This window comes from Streptomyces lothianensis, assembly GCF_047779955.1.
Classification (GTDB): Bacteria; Actinomycetota; Actinomycetes; order Streptomycetales; family Streptomycetaceae; genus Streptomyces.
In genome coordinates this window covers 92,691-111,395 of sequence record NZ_JBLMKT010000057.1, presented here as the reverse complement: position 1 = coordinate 111,395, position 18,705 = coordinate 92,691, and the positions used below count along the sequence as shown (strand labels likewise).

The 18,705-nt window shown below is 71.1% G+C and carries 16 protein-coding genes and 2 tRNA genes; 12 read left to right on the top strand and 6 right to left on the bottom strand.

The features are described 5' to 3' along the window. Positions 1-297: 297 nt before the first annotated feature. The 4 genes from ACLF6P_RS20250 to ACLF6P_RS20235 all read left to right on the top strand — a co-directional run bounded on the left by ACLF6P_RS20250 (position 298) and on the right by ACLF6P_RS20235 (position 4,325). On the top strand, positions 298-906 hold the full coding sequence (locus ACLF6P_RS20250) for a M48 metallopeptidase family protein (protein WP_415951961.1): 609 nt from the start codon (positions 298-300) through the stop codon (positions 904-906). Positions 907-1,073: 167 nt separating this feature from the next. Beyond that, complete coding sequence (locus ACLF6P_RS20245; protein ID WP_415951959.1) at positions 1,074-2,858, top strand: TerD family protein; 1,785 nt, start codon at positions 1,074-1,076, stop codon at positions 2,856-2,858. A gap of 13 nt (positions 2,859-2,871) precedes the next feature. Then, positions 2,872-3,552 carry an AIM24 family protein gene (locus ACLF6P_RS20240; RefSeq protein WP_415951958.1) on the top strand — a complete coding sequence of 227 codons (681 nt, stop codon included), beginning with the start codon at positions 2,872-2,874 and terminating at the stop codon, positions 3,550-3,552. A gap of 17 nt (positions 3,553-3,569) precedes the next feature. Beyond that, positions 3,570-4,325 (top strand): AIM24 family protein, encoded by a 756-nt coding sequence (locus ACLF6P_RS20235; protein ID WP_415951957.1) that lies wholly within the window; start codon positions 3,570-3,572, stop codon positions 4,323-4,325. A 63-nt stretch (positions 4,326-4,388) separates the two neighbouring features. On the opposite strand, the gene ACLF6P_RS20230 is transcribed toward ACLF6P_RS20235, so the two are convergent. Together ACLF6P_RS20230 and ACLF6P_RS20225 are read right to left on the bottom strand one after the other, a co-directional pair. Next, the gene (locus ACLF6P_RS20230) at positions 4,389-4,910 is read right to left on the bottom strand and encodes an NUDIX hydrolase (RefSeq protein WP_415951956.1); all 522 of its coding nucleotides are present in this window, start codon (positions 4,908-4,910) and stop codon (positions 4,389-4,391) included. Further along, a complete protein-coding gene (locus ACLF6P_RS20225) occupies positions 4,907-6,376 on the bottom strand; it encodes a zinc-dependent metalloprotease (RefSeq protein WP_415951955.1) in 1,470 nt (489 codons plus the stop codon). The genes ACLF6P_RS20230 and ACLF6P_RS20225 overlap by 4 nt, the downstream gene beginning before the upstream one ends. A 238-nt stretch (positions 6,377-6,614) precedes the next feature. Here ACLF6P_RS20225 and ACLF6P_RS20220 point away from each other — a divergent pair, with 238 nt between their 5' ends. From ACLF6P_RS20220 to ACLF6P_RS20205, 4 genes are all read left to right on the top strand, one after another. Continuing rightward, positions 6,615-7,778 carry an SDR family oxidoreductase gene (locus tag ACLF6P_RS20220; RefSeq protein ID WP_415951953.1) on the top strand — a complete coding sequence of 388 codons (1,164 nt, stop codon included), beginning with the start codon at positions 6,615-6,617 and terminating at the stop codon, positions 7,776-7,778. 184 nt (positions 7,779-7,962) lie between these two features. After that, on the top strand, positions 7,963-8,424 hold the full coding sequence (locus ACLF6P_RS20215; RefSeq protein WP_415951952.1) for a molybdenum cofactor biosynthesis protein MoaE: 462 nt from the start codon (positions 7,963-7,965) through the stop codon (positions 8,422-8,424). A gap of 140 nt (positions 8,425-8,564) precedes the next feature. Then, a complete protein-coding gene (locus ACLF6P_RS20210; protein ID WP_415951951.1) occupies positions 8,565-8,768 on the top strand; it encodes a hypothetical protein in 204 nt (67 codons plus the stop codon). Positions 8,769-8,839: 71 nt separating this feature from the next. Further along, on the top strand, positions 8,840-9,940 hold the full coding sequence (locus ACLF6P_RS20205; RefSeq protein WP_415951950.1) for a YlbL family protein: 1,101 nt from the start codon (positions 8,840-8,842) through the stop codon (positions 9,938-9,940). A 211-nt stretch (positions 9,941-10,151) separates the two neighbouring features. On the opposite strand, the gene ACLF6P_RS20200 is transcribed toward ACLF6P_RS20205, so the two are convergent. Further along, positions 10,152-10,709, bottom strand: coding sequence for a PPA1309 family protein (locus ACLF6P_RS20200; RefSeq protein ID WP_415951949.1), 558 nt, complete (start codon positions 10,707-10,709; stop codon positions 10,152-10,154). A gap of 230 nt (positions 10,710-10,939) precedes the next feature. On the opposite strand from ACLF6P_RS20200, the gene ACLF6P_RS20195 reads away from it, so the two are divergent. From ACLF6P_RS20195 to ACLF6P_RS20180, 4 genes are all read left to right on the top strand, one after another. Continuing rightward, complete coding sequence (locus ACLF6P_RS20195) at positions 10,940-13,882, top strand: UPF0182 family membrane protein (protein WP_415951972.1); 2,943 nt, start codon at positions 10,940-10,942, stop codon at positions 13,880-13,882. A 68-nt stretch (positions 13,883-13,950) separates the two neighbouring features. Next, a tRNA-Met gene (locus ACLF6P_RS20190) sits at positions 13,951-14,024 on the top strand. A 312-nt stretch (positions 14,025-14,336) separates the two neighbouring features. After that, positions 14,337-16,295: a tetratricopeptide repeat protein gene (locus tag ACLF6P_RS20185; protein WP_415951948.1), complete on the top strand. Its 1,959-nt coding sequence runs from the start codon at positions 14,337-14,339 to the stop codon at positions 16,293-16,295. A 101-nt stretch (positions 16,296-16,396) separates the two neighbouring features. Beyond that, a tRNA-Met gene (locus tag ACLF6P_RS20180) sits at positions 16,397-16,470 on the top strand. 165 nt (positions 16,471-16,635) lie between these two features. Here the strand turns inward: ACLF6P_RS20180 and ACLF6P_RS20175 are convergent. From ACLF6P_RS20175 to hisN, 3 genes are all read right to left on the bottom strand, one after another. After that, complete coding sequence (locus ACLF6P_RS20175; protein ID WP_415951947.1) at positions 16,636-17,052, bottom strand: Fur family transcriptional regulator; 417 nt, start codon at positions 17,050-17,052, stop codon at positions 16,636-16,638. 107 nt (positions 17,053-17,159) lie between these two features. Further along, positions 17,160-17,564 (bottom strand): CBS domain-containing protein, encoded by a 405-nt coding sequence (locus ACLF6P_RS20170; RefSeq protein WP_415951946.1) that lies wholly within the window; start codon positions 17,562-17,564, stop codon positions 17,160-17,162. Between the two features lie 192 nt (positions 17,565-17,756). Beyond that, positions 17,757-18,557 carry a histidinol-phosphatase gene (hisN, locus tag ACLF6P_RS20165; RefSeq protein ID WP_415951945.1) on the bottom strand — a complete coding sequence of 267 codons (801 nt, stop codon included), beginning with the start codon at positions 18,555-18,557 and terminating at the stop codon, positions 17,757-17,759. Between the last annotated feature and the right edge of the window lie 148 nt (positions 18,558-18,705).

Genomic DNA, 18,705 nt, shown 5'->3' with positions numbered 1-18,705 from the left:
GGCCGAGCGGCCGGGCTCGCGGAAGTACGCCCCGGGCAGCTCGTGGTGCGGACGGGTGCGGGCGGAATTGGGTTGCCCGATGGGCCCTCCCACTCCCATCAGCAGGAGGGCCCCTCCCCCACCCCCACCACCAAGTCCGAACACCCCGCACCCTGCCCCACCCCGCCGCCACCCCGCCGAAAGTTATCCACAGGCGGCCGGATAAGTCGTACAACCGCATCCCGTCCGTGGGGCGCGCCCACTCCGAACCCGGCCGGACGCGGGACTTCCGCCACCCGCAGCCGGTAACGTCGGGGCGTGCCCGCCGACCCCCTGCACCGCGCCGCCAGTCCACCGCGCAGCACGAAGCGCCAGCCGCCACGCGGCTCGGCGGCGAGCGCGGATCAGGGGCCGGTCGAGGTCCGCAGGAGCGCGCGCCGGCGCCGCACCGTCTCCGCCTACCGCGAAGGCGACCGCACCATCGTCCTGATCCCCGCCCGGATGTCCGAGGCCGAGGAGCGGCGCTGGGTCGGCGTCATGCTCGACAAGCTCGCCGCCCAGGAGAACAAGCGCCTTCTCGGTGACACGGAACTCGCCGAGCGCGCGGCCCTGCTCTCCGGGCAGTACTTCGAAGGCCGCGCCGAGCCCACCTCCGTACGCTGGGTCACCAACCAGAACACCCGCTGGGGCTCCTGCACCCCCGCCGAGGGCAGCATCCGCCTCTCCCACCGCCTGCAGGGCATGCCGGAGTACGTCGTCGACTACGTGCTGCTGCACGAGCTGGCCCATCTCCTCGTCCCGGGCCACGGCCCCCGCTTCTGGCGGCTCCTGGAGGCCTACCCCCGTACGGAACGGGCGCGCGGATACCTCGAAGGAGTGGTTGCCGCCGAACGCCTGCCGCACCTCCCGGCAGCCCGCGGCGAATAGGCCGCGGTGGGGCTGGTACGCCCTGCCCCCGGGCGTGTCGAGGCCCCCGGTGCGACCGTTCGTGCGCACTGTGTACCGAGTCTGTCCCGACTTGGCCCACTCGCTGGAATTGCGGTTAGCCTGGCGCGCGACGCACACACCATCGGGATGGGGGACGGTCGTTACGCATGGCCAGGGAATTCCAACGCGGCCACAAGGCCAAGATCAGTGACCTCACCGCGGGGACGGATCTGTACGTAGGTGTACAGATCTCCGCTCCGGGACTCACCTTCGACATCAGCTGCTTCGGGCTCGACGCCGACGAGCGGCTCTCCGACGACCGGTACTTCATCTTCTTCAACCAGCCCACATCACCCGAGGAATCCCTGCAGCTCCTCGGCGCACAGGCCGGTGACACCGAGTCCTTCCGGGTCACGCTCGACCGCATCCCGCAGCAGATCCAGCGGCTGTCCTTCACCGCGACGATCGACGGCGACGGGCAGATGTCGCAGATCGGCCCCGGCTACATCCGGATCGTGGCGGGCGGCGAGGAGGTGTGCCGGTACGCCTTCGACGGCTCGGAGTTCTCCACCGAGCGCGCCGTGATGCTCGGCGACTTCTACCTCAAGGACGTCTGGCGCTTCGCCGCCGTCGGCCAGGGCTTCGACGGCGGGCTCGAAGCGCTCCTGAAGAACTTCGGCGGCGAGGTCGCCGAGGAGGAGCCCCAGGCCCAGCAGCCCCAGTCCGATCCACCAGCCTTCGGTGCCCCCGCAGCTCCCGCGGCCCCCGCCGCACCCCCGGCCTTCGGAGCCCCGGCCGGCGCCCCCGCCCCCGCGGCGCCCGCCCCGGCGGCCCCCGCCCCCGCCGCTCCGGTCCCGGACTTCGGCGCCCCCGCGGCCCCGGCGCCGCAGCAGAGCCCGCCCCAGCCCCCGCAGCAGCCGCAGCCGGGTGTGCACAGCGCCCCCACGGTCGTGGCCCCGATGACCCCGCCCGGCGGAACGGTCCCGCCGCCGGCCCCCGCCCCCGCACCCGGCCGGCCCACCCCGCCACCCGGCTACGGTCAGCCGCCGCAGCAGCCGGGTTACGGCCAGCCGCAGCAGCCGGGCCAGGTCCCGGGCCAGCCCACCCCGCCGCCGGGATACGGCCAGCAGCCGGGCGCACCGGGCCAGTTCGGCCAGCCGGGACAGCCGGGACAGCCCGGCTTCCCGGGCCAGCCGGGACACCCCGGTCAGCCCGCCCAGCCGGGACACCCCGGTCAAATGGGCCATCCCGCCCCCGCCGCCCCGCCCATGCAGCAGCCGCAGCCCACCGGCCCCGGCCTCGCCGCCGCGCTCCAGCTGTACAAGGAGACCGCGACGGGCGCCCGCTGGACCCCGCAGAGCAAGCAGATGGTGCGCGCCGACCTCAACGTGGGCGGCACCCCGGTCCTGGCCCGCCAGGGCAGCATGGTGATGTACCAGGGCAAGGTCGACTTCTCGTACAAGGGCGCCGGTTTCGCCGGCCGGATCATCGGCAACGCCACCGGCCAGGAGATGCAGCTGATGCGCTGCTCCGGCCGCGGTCAGGTCTTCCTCGCCGAGAACGCCGCCCAGCTGCACCCCATCGAGCTGCAGGGCGACGCCATCTGCGTCTCCGCGGAGAACGTGCTGGCCTTCGACGAGACGCTGCAGCACGAAGTGCGCCGCATCGAGGGCCACGGCATCCCCGGCGGCGCCCTGTTCACCATGCAGTTCCAGGGCACGGGCACGGTCGTCGTCAAGACGCAGGGTGAGCCCGTGGTCCTGCCGGTCACGCCCACCACGTACGCGGACAGCAACGCGGTCGTGGCCTGGTCCGCCGCCTCCCAGGTGATCGTCTCCAGCCAGGTCCGCCTGCGCCGGAACTCGTTCCCCGGTCACAGCGGCGAGACCGTGAACCTCCAGTTCCGGGGAGCACCCGGCAACTTCATCGTCGTCCAGCCCTACGAGGTCTGAGGGAGCCCGGAACATGATGCAGCAACTCGCGGGCTACGCCCCGACCCCCATGGCAGCGCGCATGGAGAACCACGGCAGCACGATGCTCAAGGTTGCCATGGCCTCCGGCCAGGACCTCTACGCACGCACCGGCTCGATGGTGTCGTACGAAGGCTTCATCCAGTACGAGGCGAATCCGCCGGCTGTCCGCCAGATGGCCTCGCAGTGGATCACCGGCGAGGGCACTCCGCTGATGAAGTGCACCGGCGACGGTCTGCTCTACCTCGCTGACTACGGCGCGGATGTCGTCGTCCTCAACCTCAACAACGAATCGCTCTCCGTCAACGGCACCAACCTCCTGGCCTTCGACGCCCACCTGCAGTGGGGTGTCGAGCGGGTCAAGGGCATGGCCAAGTTCGCCGGCCAGGGCCTGTGGAACGTGTCGGTCGCCGGCACCGGCTGGGTGGCCATCACCTCCCGCGGCACCCCGCTCGTCGTCGACTGCGGCAGCGGCGAGGACGAGACCTACGTCGACCCCGACGCCCTGCTCGCCTGGTCCCCGAACCTCAAGGTGAAGGGCAAGCGCAGCTTCAAGGCCTCCTCCCTCATCGGGCGGGGCAGCGGAGAGGCCTACCAGATGGCCTTCTCCGGCCAGGGCATCGTCGTCGTACAGCCGAGCGAGGACAGCTCCGACCGCCTGCGGTCCCGGGGCTGAGGGGGAGCGAACACACCATGCAGAGCCCGCTTTTCAGCAATACGGAGAACCAGACGCAGGAGCGCTACGCCCTGCAGAACCCGCAGCTCCTGCGGGTTTCCCTGGAGGGCCATGACGACCTGCTCGCCCGCAAGGGCGCCATGGTCGCCTACCAGGGCCTCGTCGAATTCGACGGCGAGTACCAGTCGCACAGCCAGCACAGCGCCCGGATGCGCACGGGCGAGGGCCTCGACCTGATGCGCTGCTCCGGCCAGGGCACCGTCTACCTCGCGAACCTCGCCCAGTACATCCACATCGTGGACGTGGAGAGCGAGGGCCTGACCGTGGACAGCCAGTACGTCCTCGCCCTCGACACCCACCTCAACCACGAGGTCATCGCGGTCGACAGCCAGTACGGGGTCTCCGGATCCGGCAAGTACCAGCTGAACATCACCGGAACCGGCCAGGCCGCGCTCATGACCTCGGGCCAGCCGCTGATGATGCAGGTCACGCCCGAGAAGTACGTGAGCGTGGACGCGGACGCGATCGTGGCCTGGTCGAGCTCGCTGCGCGTCCAGATGCAGGCGCAGACGACGAACTCCGCCGTGCGCCGCCGCCGCGGCAGCACCGGCGAGGGCTGGGAACTGAGCTTCCTCGGCCAGGGTTACGTCCTGGTCCAGCCCAGCGAGGTCATGCCGCCGCAGAACGCGGTGATCGGCCAGGGCATGGCCGCCCAGTACGGCCTGGGCCAGCAGGGCGCCCACGGCCAGAACCAGGGCAACGCCTGGTCCTAGCAGGACAGTCGGACATGCGTGAGGGGGGCGGGTGCCTTGGTACCCGCCCCCCTCACCTGTCGGTCAGAGCCTGGCCCGCGCCCGCTCCGTCAGCCGTACGACCGACTCGTCGGCCACACCCGCCACCTCGTCGTAAGCGAACCAGCGCAGGTCGAGGGACTCCTCGCTGATCGCCTCCAGGGCACCGGCCGGTGCGAGCGCCGCGTACTGGACGTCCCAATGCCAGTTGCAGGGCGCCGGGATCGGATGCCGGTCCAGGCGCACCGGGCCGCCCGCGAGCAGGCTCAGCCCCTCGATCCCGGACTCCTCGGTGGCCTCCCGCAGCGCTGCGGCCTCGAGGGAGGCATCGCCCGGCTCGCAGTGGCCGCCCATCTGCAGCCACATGTTCAGCTTCTTGTGCAGCGTGAGCAGCACCTTGCCCCGGGTGGGGTCGATGACCAGCGCGGAGGCCGTCAGATGCCCGGCCTCGCAGGCCTTCCACATGCCGTCGGGGTGCGAGGCGAGGTGGTCCAGGTACAGCTGACGCAGGTCTGCCTGATCCTCGTACGACTTCAGTACGAGGGTGGCGTTCTCGTGCAGGCTCACTTGCTGTCGTCGTCCTTGCCCTGGTCGTCGTCCTTCTTACGGAGGTCCGGGCCCGAGCCCGCCGCCTCGCCGAGCATCTTGTCGATGGCGTCGAAGTCGAGCTTCGGCTCGTCGTCGGCCGAGCCGTTCGACCCCGTCTCGCCGCGGTGCACGAAGCCGTCCGGGTCGTCCAGGTCCTTCGCCGTCGGCAGCATGTCGGGGTGTGCCCACAGGCCGTCCCGGCCGTCGAGACCGCGGGCGTCGGTGAGCGAGGCCCACAGGCGCGCGGCATCGCGCAGGCGCCGCGGACGCAGTTCGAGGCCGATCAGGGTGGCGAAGGTCTGCTCCGCCGGACCGCCGCTCGCGCGGCGCCGGCGCAGCGTCTCGCGCAGCGCGTTCGCCGAGGTCAGACGGTCCTTCGAGGCCGCGTGCACCACCGCGTCCACCCAGCCCTCGACGAGCGCGAGCGCCGTCTCCAGGCGGGCCAGGGCGGCCTTCTGCTCGGGGGTGTCCTGCGGCTGGAACATGCCCTGCTGCAGCGCGCTCTGCAGCTCCTCCGGGTTCTGCGGGTCGAACTGGCCGACCACGTCCTCCAGCTTCGAGGTGTCCACCTTGATGCCGCGCGCATAGCCCTCGACCGCGCCGAACAGATGCGAGCGCAGCCACGGCACATGGGCGAAGAGCCGCTGATGGGCGGCCTCGCGCAGCGCGAGGTAGAGCCGTACCTCGTCCTGGTCGATGCCCAGGTCCTTGCCGAAGGACCGGATGTTCACCGGCAGCAGCGCGGCCTTCCCGGCCGGGCCGAGCGGCAGGCCGATGTCGGTGGAACCGACGACCTCGCCCGCGAGCACCCCGACCGCCTGTCCGATCTGCTGGCCGAACATGGCGCCGCCCATGGACTTCATCATCCCGATCAGCGGGCCCGCCATGGCCTGCATCTCCTCGGGCAGCACATCACCCATCGCATTGCCGACGCGCTCGGCGACCGGATCGACCAGCTCCTGCCACACCGGGACGGTCGCCTCGACCCACTCGGCACGCGACCAGGCCACCGCCGTGTTCGCCCCCGAGGGCAGCGAGGTCACGCCGTCCAGCCACAGATCGGCCAGGCGCACGGCCTCCTCGACCGCGCCGCGCTCGGCCGCGGAGACACTCGCGTCCTTCGTGCCGTCCTCGGTGCCCTGCGCGACGGTCTGGCGGGCGATCTGCTTGGCCATGTCCCAGTTCACCGGGCCGCCCTCGTACGACAGCATCTGGCCGAGCTGCTGGAAGGCGGCGCCCAGGTCACCCGGGTTCATGGAGCCGAACATCGCGGCGAACGGGTTGTCGCCGCCGCCCGGGCCGCCGGCTCCCGGGAAGCCGAAACCGAAGGGATTCCCCGCAGCGCCGCCCTGGCCACCGCCGCCCTGCTGGTCCTTCTTCCTGCCTTCGTCGCCGTCCTCCGGCTCCTCCGGCGGAAGGCCGAATCCGAATGGGGTGTCACTCACGGGAATCCTCGGCTCGTAGGGCCGCCGACTGACTGCCGACGGCGACTGCCCGACGTGGACCTGCCGGTGCAGGTCCGAATTGCGACCTACCGGCGTAGGTCCTGCCCTCCAGCGTAGACACCCGGCCCGCTTCGGGCCTCGGTGCTCCGCCACCGCACCGGCTGCGGCAGGATGGACGGCACCTCGTACGTACGCGTTCCATCACGCACGTACTGAAGACAACCGCTGGAGACGCCTGGTGAGTTCCCCGGATCCGAAGATTCGCGCAGCGCGAACGGACTCAACCGACCGCCCGTCGCCCGACCACCGCCCCTCACCGGCGTCGCTTCGCGACGGCAGCTCCTCGTCCGTGCGCGGCCCGGTGGTCGCCGTGACCGGCGCGGCCACCGGCGTGGGCGCGCGGCTCGTCGAGCGCCTCGCCGCATCCGACGAGATCAAGCAGGTCATCGCCATCGACGAGCGGCGCGGCGAATGCGCCGACGCGAAGTGGCACATCCTGGACGTACGGGACCCGGCGATCGCCGAGAAGCTGCGCGGCGCCGACGTGGTGGTGCACCTCGCCCTCGACCTGGATCTGGAGTCCGACGCCGCCGCCCGCACCGCGTACAACGTGCGCGGCACCCAGACCGTGCTGACCGCGGCCGCGGCGGCCGGCGTGCACCGTGTGGTGCTGTGCACCTCCGCGATGGTCTACGGGGCGCTGCCCGAGAACGAGCTGCCGCTGTCGGAGGACGCCGAGCTCAAGGCCACCGCGGAGGCCACGGGCGTCGGCGACCTGCTGGAGATCGAGCGGCTCGCCCGCCGCGCGCCCCGCGCGCACCCCGGTCTCAACGTCACCGTGCTGCGTCCCGCCGTCCTCGTCGGCGACACCGACACCGCGCTGACCCGCTACTTCGAGTCGCCGCGCCTGCTCGTCGTCGCCGGATCCCGTCCGACCTGGCAGTTCTGTCATGTCGACGATCTCTGCAGCGCCTTCGAGTACGCGGTCCTGGAGAAGGCCGAGGGGGAACTCGCCGTCGGCTGCGAGGGCTGGCTGGAGCAGGAGGAGGTCGAGGAGCTCAGCGGGATCCGCCGGATGGAACTGCCCTCCACGGTCGCCCTGGGGGCGGCGGCCCGCCTTCACCGGATCGGGCTCACGCCTTCGCCGGCGGGCGACCTCGCGTACACGATGCACCCGTGGGTGGTCAGCGTCGGCGGACTGCACGATGCGGGCTGGCGTCCGCAGTGGACCAACGAGGAGGTCCTCGCGGAACTCCTGGAGGAGGTTCGGGGCCGCCACACGCTCGCGGGCCGCCGCCTGGGCCGCAAGGACGCCACGGCCGCGGGCGCGGCCGGTGCGACGGTGGCGCTGCTCGGTGCGGCGGCGGTGGTACGGCGGGCGCGGAAGCGGCGGGGGGTCTGAGCGGGGGCGTCGGGGTGTCCGGCCGGGGGCGTTGTCAGTGGGTGGCGATAGCCTGAGAAGGGCTTCGGCCCCCGGGAGGGAGGGGACTGTCCAGGCACCCTGTAGGACCCTCCGAACCCCGCCCCGCCCACCCCGTCGATTCCGCTATTCCGCGATGTCACACCCGTACGGCACCATGGGTGACATGGCTGCACGGTATGACCACCCAGGCGAGCAGGCGGCGCACGACCCGATCCGGCTGCTCGCGATCCGCGAGACCCCGCTCTCCGTCGACGAGGTCTTCGCGGCCGTCGGTGACCATGCCGCGGGCGGCACCACCCTCTTCGTGGGCACCGTGCGCAATCACGACTCGGGCGCCGACGTCGACTCGCTCGGCTACTCCTGCCACCCCACCGCCGAGGCCGAGCTGCGCCGCATCGCCGAGAAGGTCTGCGCCGACTATCCGGTCCGTGCGCTGGCCGCCGTCCACCGTGTGGGTGACCTCGAGGTGGGTGACATCGCGGTCGTCGTCGCCGTCTCCTGCCCGCACCGCGGCGAGGCCTTCGAGGCGAGCCGGAAGCTGATCGACACCCTCAAGCACGAGGTCCCGATCTGGAAGCACCAGAAGTTCTCCGACGGCACGGAGGAATGGGTCGGCGCCTGCTGACCCACGTGTCCCCGTCGACCCCTGCGGTTCCGGTTGCGTAACCCGGCCCCTGCCGTGAGCGTTGTCCCCACGGATGGTTAATCTGCTGATCGTTCCACAGCGATCAGCAGTGATCGGTCACTTCGGGTCGGGAGGCCGGTATGGCGTCACTCGCATGGCTGCTGATTCCGCTTTTCGCCGCGATCGGTGCGGCCCTGTGGGGAAACTGGGCCACCCGCGCCCGTAAGTCCGGACGCATCGGTGATGTCACCGAGCTCGCCGGATACGCGCGCTTCCGCGCTGCGATGGACGGCGCCCCGAAGCCGGAGCCCGCACCGGCCCGCGCCACCACCGACAGCGCCTGAGAGCCTGTCTCCCAACCCCGGACGGACGGCCCCGGGGGTGCACACACAGGCGCGTCCCGTACTGTCGTGCCATGCCTCGCCGCACCGCGACCATGCTCGCCTCCACCCTGATGCTGATCGCCCTGATCTGCGCGGGTCTGCTCATCAAGGTCCCGTATTCGGAGATGACCCCGGGCCCCACGGTCAACACCCTGGGCGAGCGCGACGGCGAGGCCGTGCTGCAGATCTCGGGCCGCAAGACGTATCCGACGAGCGGGCACCTCAACATGACGACGGTCCGCGTGACCAGCGCCGACTACCGGATGAACCTCTTCGAGGCGGTCTACGGCTGGATCGCGCACGACAACGTCGTCGTACCGCACGACACCCTCTACCCCGACGGCAAGACGGAGCAGGAGTCGACGCAGGAGAACGCCGAGGAGTTCAGCCAGTCCCAGGAGAGCGCCAAGGTCGCCGCCCTGGGCGAGCTGGGCATCCCGGTCGAGTCCCGCGTCGTCGTCGGCAGCGTCCTCAAGGACACCCCCGCCGAAGGGAAGCTGCACGCCGGGGACGTGATCACGGACGTGGACGGCACGAAGGTCGAGGAACCCGAGGACGTCGCGAAGCTCGTCACCAAGCACAAGGCGGGCGAGGACGTCGTGTTCACGATCGTCCCGGCCGAGGAGGCGGCCGCGGCCGAGAAGGCCGGCGAGGAGCTCGACACGGCGGCCGAGGCCACCGAGCAGGTCACCATCACCACCGAGAAGGCCCCGGAGGACGGCCGCGCGGTCGTCGGCATCCGGGCGGGCACCGACCACACCTTCCCGTTCACCATCGACATCAACCTGCCCGATGTGGGCGGCCCCAGCGCCGGTCTGATGTTCGCGCTCGGCATCGTCGACAAGCTGACCCCCGAGGACCTCACCGGCGGCGCCTTCGTGGCGGGCACCGGCACCATCGAGAACGACGGCGAGGTCGGCCCGATCGGCGGCATCGAGATGAAGACGGTCGGCGCCCGCAAGCAGGGTGCCGAGTACTTCCTCACGCCCGAGGCGAACTGCGAGAGCGCCGCCTCCGACGTCCCCGACGGCCTCAGCCTCGTCAAGGTGAAGAACATCGACGACGCCCTCGACTCCCTCGCCAAGATCCGCGAAGGCGAGACGTCCGAACTGCCGTCCTGCACGACCGGCTGACAGGCGAGCGACGGACAGACGAGCGACGGACAGACGAGCGACGGACAGACGAGCGACTGTCAGGCGGCCGGCTGACAGACGGACCACTGGCGGCCGGGCGCCGAAGCCGGGCGCGCCGAGCAGCCGTACGAGGAGCCGAGGAGCCGAGCAGCCGTACGGGGAGGGGGGGCGCCGCATCCGCCGCGGCGCCCCCTCCCCGTACGTACGTGCGCTACTCGGCGAACGTCGCCGCCAGCGCCTCCGCGAGGCCCGGCACCAGGTCCGAGCCGGTCAGGACCTCCGTGGCCGAGTCCTTCTCGCGCAGCCGCAGCGCCGACTCCCTGGTGCCGTTCCGCAGCACCGCCACGGTCATCCGCACCTCCTGGCGGTCCGGATGCCGGCCGACCCACTTCGCGAGCTGGGCCTCGTCCAGACCGTCCGGAACCGCGGCCTCCGCCGACGGCGGCAGCATCAGCCGCTCCACCGTGAGCGCGCACCCGGCCACCGCGTCCGGCCAGGCGACCGTGGCGAGGAACTCGTCGAGCGGGGTGCCCGCGGGCAGTTCCTCCTGCTCGATCGGGGTCAGCGCATCGGCGCCCTCCTCGCCGGTCAGGCCGAGCCGCCCGGCCAGGCCCGGTTCCTGTGCGCGCAGCCTGGCGGTGTCCACCAGGGCGAACAGACGGGCGGGCCGGTCCCAGCCGAGGCTCGCGGCGTACTCGTCGATCTCGAGTACGGCACGGGTCAGCGGGCTGGCGGCCATCGGGGGGCCGGAGGGCGAAACATTCGACATGCGCCATATCCTGCCTGGTTCGGGCCCGGGAACGGCAATCCGGCCTCCGGTGCGGCCGGGAATCCAGATCACGGATCGGAAACGCCACCCGGGTCCGGGAACTGAGTAAAGCTTCAGTAAGTTGCACGAGTGGGCTCTACGATCGCGGAGCCTGCTCCGTCGGGTAACCACGCGAGTGACAACGTCGAGTAACAACGCCGAACTTCGAGGTGCGCACCTTGGCTTTCCAGATGCCGGACCGCGGCTCAGGCCCCCCGTCGGGGCCACGGATCAGAGTGGGCCGTCCGTCCCGGCGTGTCCGCACCCTGCTCATGACGCTCGGCGTCCTCGCCGTGCTGGCCATGGCGTTCGTGATGTTCGCCGGGTTCTGGACCGACTGGCTCTGGTACCGGTCGGTCAACTACTCCTCGGTCTTCACCAAGACCCTGTGGACCAAGATCGGCCTGTTCGCCGTCTTCGGTCTGCTCATGGCCGTGGTCGTCGGCGTCAACATCTGGCTGGCGCACCGGCTCAGGCCGCCGCTCAGCGCGATGTCGCTGGAGCAGCAGAGCCTCGACCGCTACCGCATGAGCATCGCCCCGTACAAGAAGTGGATCCTGCTCGGGGTCACCGCCCTGGTGGGCCTGATCGCCGGCGCCTCCGCGGGAGGCCAGTGGCGCACGTGGCTGATGTGGGTGAACGGGGTGCCCTTCGACCAGAAGGACCCCCAGTTCGGCCTGGACGTCGCGTTCTACGCCTTCGACCTGCCCTGGTACCGCTTCCTGCTCGGCTTCGGCTTCGCCGCCGCGGTGCTCTCGCTGATCGCCGCCGCGCTCACGCACTACCTGTACGGCGGCCTGCGCGTCACCGGCGGCGCCCGCGCCACCTCGGCCGCGACCGGGCACCTCTCGGTGCTGCTCGGACTGTTCGTGGCGCTCAAGGCCGTCGCGTACTGGCTCGACCGGTACGGGCTCGCGGTCAAGTCGAGTGACTTCAAGGCCACCGGCAACTGGACGGGTCTGCGCTACGTCGACGCCAACGCGTATCTGCCGGCGAAGACCATCCTGTTCTTCATCGCGGCGATCTGCGCCGTGCTGTTCTTCGCGACGCTGTGGCGCCGCACCTGGCAGCTGCCCGTCATCGGCTTCGGCCTGATGGTGCTCTCGGCGATCCTGATCGGCGGCCTCTACCCGGCCATCGTGCAGAAGTTCCAGGTCGAGCCGAACGAGCAGACCAAGGAGCAGGAGTACATCGCCAAGAACATCGAGGCCACGCGCAAGGCGTACGGCATCGACGGTGTCGAGCTCCAGGAGTACGGCGGCAAGGGCAAGGTCCCCGACACGGAGGCCGGGAAGTCCGGCCAGCGCGAGCAGGCCGCGGCCCAGGCGAGCTACCGCCTGATCGACCCCAATGTCGTCGGCCCGACCTTCGATCAGCTCGAGCGCAAGCGCGAGTACTACCAGTTCCCGGACACGCTCGACGTCGACCGTTACACGGACCCGGCGGGCAACGAGCAGGACACCGTCATCGGTCTGCGCGAGCTCGACCTCGACGGCATCCCGAAGCGGAACTGGATCAACGACCACTTCACGTACACGCACGGCTTCGGCGCCGTCTCGGCCAAGGGCACGGCGACGGACCCGAACGCCGACCCGGCGGGTTCCCCGGACTTCACGGAGAACGGCCTGCCGACCAGCGGCGAGCTGCCGGACAACTACCAGCAGCGCGTCTACTACGGCGAGAAGACCACGCAGTACTCGATCGTCGGCGGCCCGCAGAAGGAGCTCGACTACCCGGTCGGCCAGGAGTCCGGCGAGGAGAAGACCACCAGCTACGAGGGCGAGAGCGGCGTCAGCCTCTCCAACCCGTTCAGCAGGGCCGCGTACGCGGTCGCGTTCAGCGAGCCGCAGATCCTGTACTCGGGCGCGATCGGCGACGGCTCGAAGATCCTCTACAACCGCACGCCCAAGGAGCGCGTCGAATCGGTCGCCCCGTGGCTGACCATCGACGGTGACGCCTACCCGGCCGTGATCGACGGCAAGATCCAGTGGATCGTCGACGCCTACACGACGACCAACGGCTACCCGTACGCCTCCCGTACGACGCTGGGCGACACCACGGCCGACTCGCTGACCGCGGCCAACGACCAGCGTGCGGTGGTGGCCCAGCAGAACCAGGTCAACTACATCCGCAACTCGGTGAAGGCCACCGTCGACGCGTACGACGGCACCGTGAAGCTGTACCAGTGGGACGAGAAGGACCCGGTACTCAAGACGTGGATGAAGGCGTACCCGGGCACCGTCGAGAAGAAGAGCGCCATCTCCGAGGAGCTCAAGGCGCACATGCGCTACCCGCAGGACCTGTTCAAGGTCCAGCGTGAGCTGCTGACCCGCTACCACGTCGAGGACCCGCGCCAGTTCTACCGCGGTTCGGACGTCTGGGAGGTCCCGGACGACCCGACCAACAAGGAGGAGAAGAACGCGGTCCCGCCGTACTACCAGAGCCTGAAGATGCCGCAGGAGGGCAAGACGGCCGATCAGCTGGAGAAGGAGTTCTCCCTGACGACCACGTTCACGCCCAAGGGCAGGCCCAATCTGCAGGCGTTCATGGCGGTCGACGCGGATGCCACGAGCAAGGGCTACGGCACCATCAGAGTCCTCAACGTGAAGTCGGACGTCGCGGGACCCGGACAGTTCCAGTCCGAGCTCAACGGACGCAACGAAGTGGCCACGTTCGTCCGTGACCTCAGAGGCACCGACTCCGACATCGTCTACGGCAATCTCCTGACGATCCCCATGGACGACGGCTTCGTCTACGTGGAGCCGGTCTACGTCAAGGGCGGCAGCGCCAACTACCCGCTCCTGAAGAAGGTCGGCGTCGCGTACACGGGCGCCCGCGATCCGGTGTTCAAGGACACCCTGCCCGAGGCCTTCGACGCGGTCTTCGGGGCCGAGGCCGAGAGCCCGGCCGAGCCGCCGGCCGAGGAACCGGAGGATCCGGACAAGCCCGAGCCGCCGCCGTCCGGCGACCCCACCGTCAAGGAAGCGCTCGACGAGGCCGAGAAGGCCTTCGCCGAAGCCGACAAGGCGCTCAAGGAAGGCGACCTCTCGGGCTACGAGGACGCCATGAAGAAGGCCCAGGACGCCGTGAAGCGCGCCATCGAGGCCGAGGGGAAGGCCCGCCAGGACGAGTGAGCAGGTCGCGACGCCGCTGAGCTGGTCACAGCACCACCCCGCGCCGTGGTACGGTTTCAACACAACGGCGCGGGGTGGAGCAGCTCGGTAGCTCGCTGGGCTCATAACCCAGAGGTCGCAGGTTCAAATCCTGTCCCCGCTACTGAACGACCGAGGCCCGGATTCCTTACAGGGATCCGGGCCTCAGTCATGTCCGGGTGCCTCGGTGATGTCACGGGCGCCGCGGCCCCGTTCGGGCATCGGCCCCGTGCGGGCCGCAGCCCCGTTCGGGCATCGGTCATGTCCGGGGCCGGGGAGGCCCGTTGACGCCGCCTTCGCGGGACAAGTGCGCCGTGCGAGGGGAGTTGGGAGATCTGTGTTTGACTTATCTCCCTGTGGGCATGTCGACAAAACGCTGAAGTGACCTCACGGGTCGCGGTATACCAGGTGTACCCGGGTTGCAGGTGGTGCGACGATGGAAACTATGGGGGACAGGACAACTCTTTTGGAGACGGGGCGACTTCCGCAGTCGGCCGACCGGGAGGATCCGGCCACGGCCGCCGAAGAGGCACGCCATCGCGAAGCCGCCGCATGCGGCGACATCGAGTCGATGAGCATCCTCGGCTCACTGCTGCTGCGCCGCGGTGATCTGGACGGAGCCGAGCCGTACCTGCGCAAGGCCACCGCCGAGGGCGACCGCGCCGCCGCCAACAACCTCGGAGTCCTCCTCCACCAGCGCGGCTACGCCGACGAGGCGGCCGGCTGGTGGCGGATCGCCGCCGTCGCGGGCTCCGCCGCGGCCGCCCACGCGCTCGGCCGCCACCACCGCGAGCGGGGCGACGAGCCCGCCGCCGAGTACTGGCTGCGCCAGTCCGCCGAACAGGGCCACACGCTCGGCGCCTACGCCCTCGCCGACCTGCTCGAACACCGCAGCGACGTCACCGCCGAGCGCTGGATGCGTACGGCCGCCGAGCGCGGCCACCGCGAGGCCGCCTACCGGCTCGCCCGCTCCCTGGAGCGCCGCGCCGCCGAGACCCGCGAAGCGGTGACGGGCGTGACGCCGCTGCCCCGGCAGCAGGGCACGGACCCCCTGCGCTCGCGGGCGGGCGCCGCAGCGGGCTTCGCGCGGGCGGGCACCGAAACCGGCTCCCCGCGGCCGGGCACCGAAACCGGCTCCCCGCGGCCAGGCGCCGTACCGGACACGGGCAGCCGGATCCTCGGTGGCAGCCTGCTCGCCGAGGCCGAGCAGTTCTACCGGCAGGCCGCCGCCCGCGGCCACCGCAGGGCCGCCCTGCAGCTCGGCGAGATCCTGGAGCGCCGCGGCGACCTCAAGGAGGCCGGCCGCTGGTACCTCACGTCCGCGAAGGACGGCGAGGCCCGCGCCGCCTGCGCGCTCGGCTTCCTGCTCCGGGACGCCGGCGACGAGGACAGCGCTGCCGTGTGGTGGCTGAAAGCCGCCCAGGACGGCGACGGCAACGCGGCCAATGCGCTGGGCGCCCTGCACGCCGAGCGTGGCGAGACACAGACCGCCGAGCGCTGGTACCGGGCAGCCCTCGACGCGGGTGATGTGAACGGCGCGTACAACCTCGGCCTGCTCTGCGCCGGCCAGAAGCGCGGCCGTCAGGCCGAGCAGTGGTACCGCCGCGCCGCCTACGCGGGCCACCGAGAGGCCGCCAACGCGCTCGCCATCCTGCTGATGCAGGCCGGTGACACCTCGGGTGCCGAGCCCTGGTTCTCCAAGGCGGCCGAGGCCGGCAGCGTGGACGCCGCCTTCAACCTCGGCATCCTCCACGCGGGCCGCGAGGACGAGCAGACGGCGTTCAAGTGGTACGAACGGGCCGCCGCGGCCGGGCACACCGAGGCCGCGCTGCAGGTCGGCATCGCGCTGCTGCGTGCGGACGACCGCCGCGGCGCCGAGCGGCATCTGCGCTGCGCCGCCGGCGGCGGCAGCGCCGAGGCGGCGTACCGTCTGGCGGCCCTGCTCGACCAGGGCACGCGCCGCGAGGACGTGGTGCTCGGCCAGGCCGCTGGCGGCCGGACCGAGTGCGAGGAGTGGTACGAGCGGGCCGCCGAGCTGGGGCACCGCCGGGCGCAGGTGCGGATGGGCATGTTCGCCGCCGCGCGGGACGACGTGGTCGCGGCGGCGCGCTGGTACCGGGCGGCCGCGGAGGCGGGCAGCCTCGGCGGTGCGTTCAATCTCGGGCTGCTGCTGGCCCGAGAGGGCAGTGAGCCGGAGGCGCTCGTCTGGTGGACCCGCGCGGCGGAGGCTGGGCACGGGCGCGCGGCTCTTCGCCTCGCGTTGCTGCACGCCCGCCGTGGGGCGCTTCCCGAGGCGCAGAACTGGTGCGCCAAGGCCGTCTCGTACGGTCCGGCGGAGGTCAGTGAGCGGGCGGCCCGGCTGAGCGAGGCGCTCCAGCAGGAGCTGACGGCGTGAGGCCGGCGCCCCCTCCGGGGGCGCCGCCCGGGGCGTCGGCGGCGCGGTGCCGGAAGTGATTTGCACTGGTCGTCGCCCTGCCGTAGAGTCATATTCACCGACGCGGGGTGGAGCAGCTCGGTAGCTCGCTGGGCTCATAACCCAGAGGTCGCAGGTTCAAATCCTGTCCCCGCTACTGAAGGCAAGGGCCCGGATCCTCAGGATCCGGGCCCTTTGCCGTGTGTGAGGCACGACCGTCCGCGGCCAGGTGGGGGAGGGGGCGCCTTCACCGGCACGACTGCCCGCGCGGCACGACTGCCCGCGGCCGGGTGCGGAGGGTGGTCGGCGCGGCCGTTCGCGGCTACGCGTTTGTGCAGGTGGGGCAGGTGCCGCGGTAGGTCACTTCGGCGGATGTGATCGTGAAGCCGAAGCTTTCCGTGGCGGGCAGGGCCGCCAGGGGGTCGCCCGTGGGGTGGACGTCGCGGATCGCGCCGCACTGCGTGCACACCAGGTGCTGGTGGGGGCGGTGGGCGTTCGGGTCGTACCGCTTGGCGCGGCGGTCCGTCGCGACTTCGAGGACCTCGCCGAGCGAGACGAGCTCGCCGAGCGTGTTGTACACGGTGGCACGGGAGATCTCCGGCAGCCGCTCGGCCGCCCTGGCGTGCACCTCGTCGGCGGTCAGATGCACATGCTTCCCGTCGAGGACCTCGGCCACGACCCGCCGCTGGGCGGTCATGCGCCAGCCGCGTCCGCGCAGGCGTTCCAGAAGGTCACTCATGCGCCGAACCCTAACAGCTCAAGGGTCCTTGGCCCCGATTGGGTATGACTTTGGAATGCTCCCCACCTTGAACCCGGTCCAAGGTGGGGTCGCACCGCCGTGCCGTGTCAGCCCGCGGCGAGGCTCGTCGGCTGACGCCGGGCCGGGGCCCAGCAGCGGATGATGTCGCGGACCGAGACGATGCCCACGGGCTCGCGCTCGTCGAGCACGATGAGGTGCCGGAAGCCGCCGTGCGCCATGGCCTCGGCGGCGTCCTGGAGGGTCCAGCCGGGGGCCGCGTAGACGACGTCGGTGGTGGTGTGGCCTCCGGCCGTCTCGAAGTCCGGGTTCTGCCCGGCTCCGAGCGAGATGAGGATGTCGCGTTCGGTCAGGATGCCGATGCCGTCGGCGTCCACGTCGAGGACGACGGCCGCGCCGACGTGGCGCGTGGACATCAGGTGGGCGGCTTGGCGGAGGGTGTGGTCGGGGCCGATGGTGAGGACCATCGTGCTCATGGCGTCACGGACGAGCATGGGCGGAAGCCACCTCCTAGTGGTGAACCCGCGTTCCCGAAACGACTTCGGGAACTGATTCACAAGTTCACAATGTGGGGGTGGGTTCAGGGTGACAGGTCAAGACTTGGTCAACAAGGGGGAGTGCGTGGCCGGTTGGGGGCGCACGAGGCGCACACCCCGCAGGAGCGCGCGTCCACCTGCTCGTCCGCGTCAGTACTGCTCGTTCAGATACCCGAGCAGCTCCTCGTGCAGCAGCCCGTTCGAAGCCGCCGCGTTCCCGCTGTGCGGCCCCGGCTGCCCGTCGAGGCCGGTGAACGTGCCGCCCGCCTCGCTCACCACGACCGCGCACGCCGCCATGTCCCACAGTGACAGCTCGGGCTCGGCGCACATGTCCACGGAGCCCTCGGCGACCATCATGTACGGCCAGAAGTCACCGTAGGCCCGTGTGCGCCACACCGCCCGCGACAGCTCGAGGAAACCGTCGAGCTGCCCGCGGTCCTCCCAGCCGGTCAGCGAGGAGTACGCGAACGAGGCGTCCTCGACCCGGCCGACGCTTGACACCCGCAGCCGTGTCGCCGAGGTGAGGCTGCGCCCGGTGTACGCGCCGGCGCCCTTCGCCGCCCACCAGCGGCGGCCCAGCGCGGGCGCCGAGACCACGCCGACGACCGGCTGGTAGCCCCCCTCACCGGCCTCCATCAGGGAGATCAGCGTGGCCCACACCGGCACCCCGCGCACGTAGTTCTTCGTGCCGTCGATCGGGTCGATCACCCAGCGGCGCGGGCCGGTGCCCTCGATGCCGTACTCCTCCCCGAGGATCGCATCGCGCGGCCGCGCCCGCTGCAGCTGGCCGCGGATCAGCTCCTCGGCGGCCTTGTCCGCCTCGCTGACCGGCGTCATGTCCGGCTTGGTCTCGACCTTGAGGTCGAGCGCCTTGAACCGGTCCATCGTGGCGCGGTCCGCGGCGTCGGCGAGGACATGGGCAAGACGCAGATCATCGTGGTAGTCGGGCATGGTCGAACAGTAGCGATCGCGCGCGTACGGGACCACACGGACCCGGTCCGCGAGACACCCGCGGGGCTTCGCGCGCTTGACGGGTCCTCTTGACGGGTCCTCTTGGCGGGTCCTCTTGGCAGGCCCTCTTGACAGTGTGCCGGGGCGA